The 4,820-nt window shown below is 73.7% G+C and carries 4 protein-coding genes; 1 reads left to right on the forward strand and 3 read right to left on the reverse strand.

The window, feature by feature from the left end; genetic code table 11:
* Positions 1-1,327: acyltransferase family protein (locus tag AC5LSR_RS08820; RefSeq protein WP_493468342.1), on the forward strand; the 1,327-nt coding region annotated here is incomplete at its 5' end.
* A 10-nt stretch (positions 1,328-1,337) separates the two neighbouring features.
* On the opposite strand, the gene AC5LSR_RS08825 is transcribed toward AC5LSR_RS08820, so the two are convergent.
* The 3 genes from AC5LSR_RS08825 to AC5LSR_RS08835 all read right to left on the reverse strand — a co-directional run bounded on the left by AC5LSR_RS08825 (position 1,338) and on the right by AC5LSR_RS08835 (position 4,775).
* The gene (locus AC5LSR_RS08825) at positions 1,338-2,492 is read right to left on the reverse strand and encodes a glycosyltransferase family 2 protein (RefSeq protein ID WP_250283782.1); all 1,155 of its coding nucleotides are present in this window, start codon (positions 2,490-2,492) and stop codon (positions 1,338-1,340) included.
* Positions 2,493-2,622: 130 nt separating this feature from the next.
* Positions 2,623-3,738: a DegT/DnrJ/EryC1/StrS family aminotransferase gene (locus AC5LSR_RS08830; protein WP_493468343.1), complete on the reverse strand. Its 1,116-nt coding sequence runs from the start codon at positions 3,736-3,738 to the stop codon at positions 2,623-2,625.
* An 11-nt stretch (positions 3,739-3,749) separates the two neighbouring features.
* On the reverse strand, positions 3,750-4,775 hold the full coding sequence (locus AC5LSR_RS08835; RefSeq protein ID WP_250283778.1) for an SDR family NAD(P)-dependent oxidoreductase: 1,026 nt from the start codon (positions 4,773-4,775) through the stop codon (positions 3,750-3,752).
* Between the last annotated feature and the right edge of the window lie 45 nt (positions 4,776-4,820).

Genomic DNA, 4,820 nt, shown 5'->3' on the forward strand with positions numbered 1-4,820 from the left:
CGCCAGCACGGCCCCCGTCGGCGCGGCCCCCGTCGGCGCGGGGAGTGCCGGGCACGGGCCGGTCGCCGCGACGCCCGTGCCCACGCGCACCGCTACCGGCCGTCACCGCGCCTCGCGCGGGAGCAGCCGCGGCCCCACCGCGTGGCTGGACGGCCTGCGCGGGCTGGCCGCGATGTACGTCGTTCTCCATCACTGCTGGCTGGCGGTCTTCCCCGACTACCCGCGCAACAGCGGCCCCTGGTTCGTCGGGTGGATGCTCCACGGCCAGCTCGCGGTCGTGGTCTTCATCGTCGTCTCGGGGTACTCCCTCACCCTGTCCCCCGCGGGCAACGGACACCGGCTGCGGGGCGGCTGGCGCACCTTCGCCCGCCGGCGGGCCTGGCGGATCCTCCCGCCCTACTGGATCGCGCTCGTGCTGTCGATGCCGGTCGCGCTGTGGGTCAGCCACAACGTCAGCGACGCCCGGAGCGGGATCCGGGCGTTCGCCGTCCACCTGTTCATGCTGCAGGACGTCGTGGGCACCGAACGGCCCAACGGGACCTTCTGGTCCATCGCGGTCGAGTCCTGGATCTACGTCCTCTTCCCGCTCCTGCTCGTGCTCCGGCGGCGGGTGGGCCCGGTGGTCACGGCCACCGCCACCGTCATCGCGGTGTGTGGGCTGGAGGCCGTCGCCCTGCGTGTTCCGGCGTTCGCGCGGTACGAGCACCTCAGCCCGCAGATGCTGGCGTGTTTCGCGCTGGGCATGCTCGCGGCCGACTCGGGGCGGGCACCGATGATCCGGGGCCGCCGTGTCCCGCTGCTCGCGCTCGCCGGAGTGCTCATCACGGGCTGTGTGGCCGGGTTCGCGGTGGTGGGGTCCGAACGGGTCGTGGCCGACTACTTCTGGGTCGGCATCCTCGTCGGCGCCGTCACGGCCGTGGCGTTTCGCGGGCTCGCGGCCGCGCCGGCCTCCCGGGTACGTGACCTGCTGGCCTCCCGGCCGTTCACCGCTGTCGGGCGGCTCGCCTTCTCCGTCTACCTGATCCACCCGCTGGTGCTGGAAATACTCTGGTTCGAGCTGCTCCGGCGGCTGGCCACGGGGATGACGGCGCTGGTCATCCTGCTGGCCGCGACGATCCCGGCCGTTCTCGCCGTGTGCTTCGGGTTCTTCAAGCTGTTCGAGGAGCCCTTCATCCGCGCCCGGTCCTGGGCCGATGTCCGTGCCCACCGCGTGAAGGCCCGCCGGGACGGGCCGGCCCGGCTCGTCCCGTCCCAGGCCGCCCTCGCCCCCGCGGTGGCCGCGTCCGCCAGCGACCCCGCGCTGGGAGGCCCGCTGAAAAGCCGCTGACCGGGTTGTCTCAGCCGCCGGGCGGCCGGACGTGTGCCCGCGCCTGCCGGACGGCCGCCCGGGCGGTCGTCCGCGCCCGGTGCCGCATCACCACCCGCGGATCCGCGCGCAGGAGGCCGTCCACCGTGGCCCACGGCGCGAGCTCCCGGGCGGCCGGGTACACCTCCTCGGCGAAGGCGACGAACCCTTCGGCCTGGTCCCGCTCGTCCGCCCGCGCGCCCAGGGCGTCATGCCCGATGGGCCCCCGCCGCTGGGAGGCGCCCAGGAGATCACAGGCGTGGCGCAGCGCCTTCACCGCCAGCGTCCGGCGGGCGGTGGTGAGCAGCTCCTCGGCGTTCGGCACGTCCTTCCCGGGGCCGGTGAGGACGCTGACGAACGCGTCCCGCCGCCCCTCGAGGTCACGCAGCACCCCGGAGTTGATCGTGTGCTGCATGCTGGCGGAGTGGATGCGGTAGTAGCCCTGGTCGGCGCCGTCGATCGTGCCGACGTCGGCGAGCACCGCGAGGCGCATCCACATCTCCATGTCGAACGTGTGCGGGAGGTCCGGGTTGTAGTACCCGGCCGCCCGCAGCGTCGCGGTGCGGATCAGCGCCTCCGGCTGCGCTATGGCGTTGTGGCCGAGCCGGCAGACGTGCGCGAGCCAGGCGTGCCCGGGCCAGAGCGACCAGGACGCCGGCGCCGTCCGGGCGGGCGGCAGCGGGGATGCGGCGAAGGCGACCGGTTCGCCGTAGACGAAACCCACCGCCGGGTTGTGCTCGGCGAACGCCACCGAACGCGCGAGCGAGCCGGGGGTGAGCAGGTCGTCCGCGTCCAGCTTGATGAAGTACTCGCCGCGCGCCGCGGCGAGCCCCTCGTTGAAGGTCTCCATGTGGCCGCGGTTCACCGACCGCCGGATGATCCTGAAACGCGGGTCGGCCGCGGCGAACACCCCGGCCACCTCGGCGCTGTTGTCCGCCGACGCGTCGTCGATGACGTAGACGTCGATGTTGTCGTAGTCCTGGGTGAGCACGGACGTCAGGCACTGCGGCAGGAAGCGCGCGTAGTTGTAGGACGACACGAAGATCGAAACCAGCGGACGGGTGCCGGCGGCCGGCAGCGGGCGGACCGGCCCGGCCACCGGGCCGGCGGCGTCCTCGGCCGGTCGCCGGCCAGGAAGAGCGATCATGGCTGGTGGATCCTGTTCCGTACCGGCCGGGCATCCACGCCGGCCGCGCGGTCACGGGCGGGCACCGCCCGCCGGGGCGGACGGCTCCGGCGGGCCCACGCGGCCGGACGGCCGGGGGCGGGCACCGCGCTCACCCGGCCAGGGCGTCACGCAGGGCGGCCACGACGGTCTCCTGCTCCTCGCCGGTCAGGTGGTGGTGCAGCGGGAGGATGAGGGAACGGTCGGTCAGCCACTCGGTGACGGACAGGTCGCCGTGCGCGACGTCGACGTACGGCGGCTCCAGGTGCGCCGCCATGATCCCGCGACGCGCGGACACCCCCCTGGCGGCCAGCAGGGCCAGGACGTCGTCGCGGGAGCGCGGGTGCTCCGGCGGCAGCAGGACCCAGAAGGCCTGGAAGTTGGACTCGCCGTAGGGCGGATCCTGCACCGCGACCAGACCGGGGATGTCGGCCAGCAGCTCACGGTAACGGGCGGCGAGCGCCCGCCGACGGGCCACCATCTCCCCCAGCCGGCCGAGCTGCACCAGCCCGACCGCGGCCTGCAGATCGGTCATCCGGTAGTTGAAGCCGACCTCCAGGTAGCGCTCGAGGACGACCCGGTCGCTGGCGTGCCGGTCCGCGGCGCTCACGCTCATGGCGTGCTCGCGCAGCCGGCGCAGCCTGGTCGCCAGCGCCTCGTCGTCCAGGGTGAGCATGCCGCCCTCACCGGTGGTGAGCAGCTTGCGGGGGTGGAACGACCACGCCGCGATCCGCGCGCCGGCGCCCACCGGGCGGCCGTGGTAGGTGGAGCCGGCCGCGCAGGCGGCGTCCTCGACCACGGCGACGCCGAGCGGGTCGCACAACGCCCGCACCGCCTCGGCGTCCGCCGGCATCCCGCCCTGGTGGACGAGGATGACCGCCTTCGTGCGCGGGGTGAGCGCCGCCTCCACGGTCTTGGCGGTGAGGTTGCCGGTGGTGGCCTCGACGTCGGCGAACACGACGTCCGCGCCGACGTAGCGCACGCAGTTCGCCGTGGCGATGAACGAGAACGACGGGACGACCACCTCGTCCCCGGGGCCCGCCCCCGCCCCGATCATGGCCAGGTGCAGGGCGGTGGTGCAGGAGCTGGTCGCGACCGCGTGGCCGGTGCCGACATGCCCGGCGAACGCCCGCTCGAAGGCGGCCACCCGCGGCCCCTGCGCGATCCAGCCGCTGGCCAGCGCCTGCGCGACCGCGTCGACCTCCTCCTGGCCGAGCCAGGGCCTCATGACCGGGATCGTCATGCGGACGCTCCGGAGCCGGCGGGCTCGTCCTGGCCGGCGCGTTGCTCGGCCTGCCACCACTCGACGAGCCGGCCCAGCCCCTCGGCGAGGCCGACCTCGGCCTTGAAGCCCAGCCGGGCCGCTGCCGCCGAGGTGTCCGCGAGCCGGCGGGGCACCGGGCTCGCCGCCCGGGCGGGGCCGAACTCCAGCCCGAGATCGCTACGGCCCATGACCGTCTGGAGGGACTCGGCCAGGTCGCGCAGGGACGTCTCCACTCCCGACGCGATGTTGAAGACCTCGTCGGTGACGTCGGCCTCGGCGGCGAGCAGGTTCGCCCGCGCGATGTCGTCGGTGAAGACGAAGTCCATGGTCTGGCCGCCGTCGCCGAGGATCAGCGGTGGCCGGCCCGCGGCGATCCGCTCCATCCAGCGGACCAGGACCTCGGTGTACACGCCGTGGATGTCCATCCGCGGCCCGTAGACGTTGAAGTAGCGCAACGCGACATAGTCAAGCCCGTGCGTGGCGCGGAAGCTGCGCAGCAGGCCCTCGTTGAACAGTTTCGCGGCACCGTAGAGGGTGTCGTTGCCGTACGGATGGTGATCCTCGCGGGTCGGGAAGTCGACGGCCGCCCCGTACACGGACGCCGACGACGACGCCACGACCTTGCGGACGCCGGCGGTCAGCGCGGCTTCGACCACGTTGTAGGTGCCGTCGACGAGGACCTCCAGGGCCAGCCGTGGCTCCTCCACGCACTGGGTGATACGGATCGCGGCCAGATGGAACACGACGTCGACGCCGGTGGTGAGCTCGGCCAGCAGGGCCCGGTCCCGGATGTCGCCCTCCACCAGGCGGACCCGGCCGGAGCCGAGGGCACCCGCCAGGTTGGCCCTCCTGCCGCGGACCAGGTTGTCAACGACAATGATCTCCGCCGCTCCGGCGGCGACCAGCCGGTCGCAGATCGCCGAACCGATCGTGCCGGCCCCACCGGTCACCAGGCATCGGGACCCTGTCAGCGGCACCGCCGCCGCCTGGGTGCTGTCCACTTCGAGTACTTCCCTCCATCGTCGGAATGGTCACAGCCGTCGAGA

The sequence above is a fragment of the Protofrankia sp. CiP1_Cm_nod4 genome, assembly GCF_982290645.1.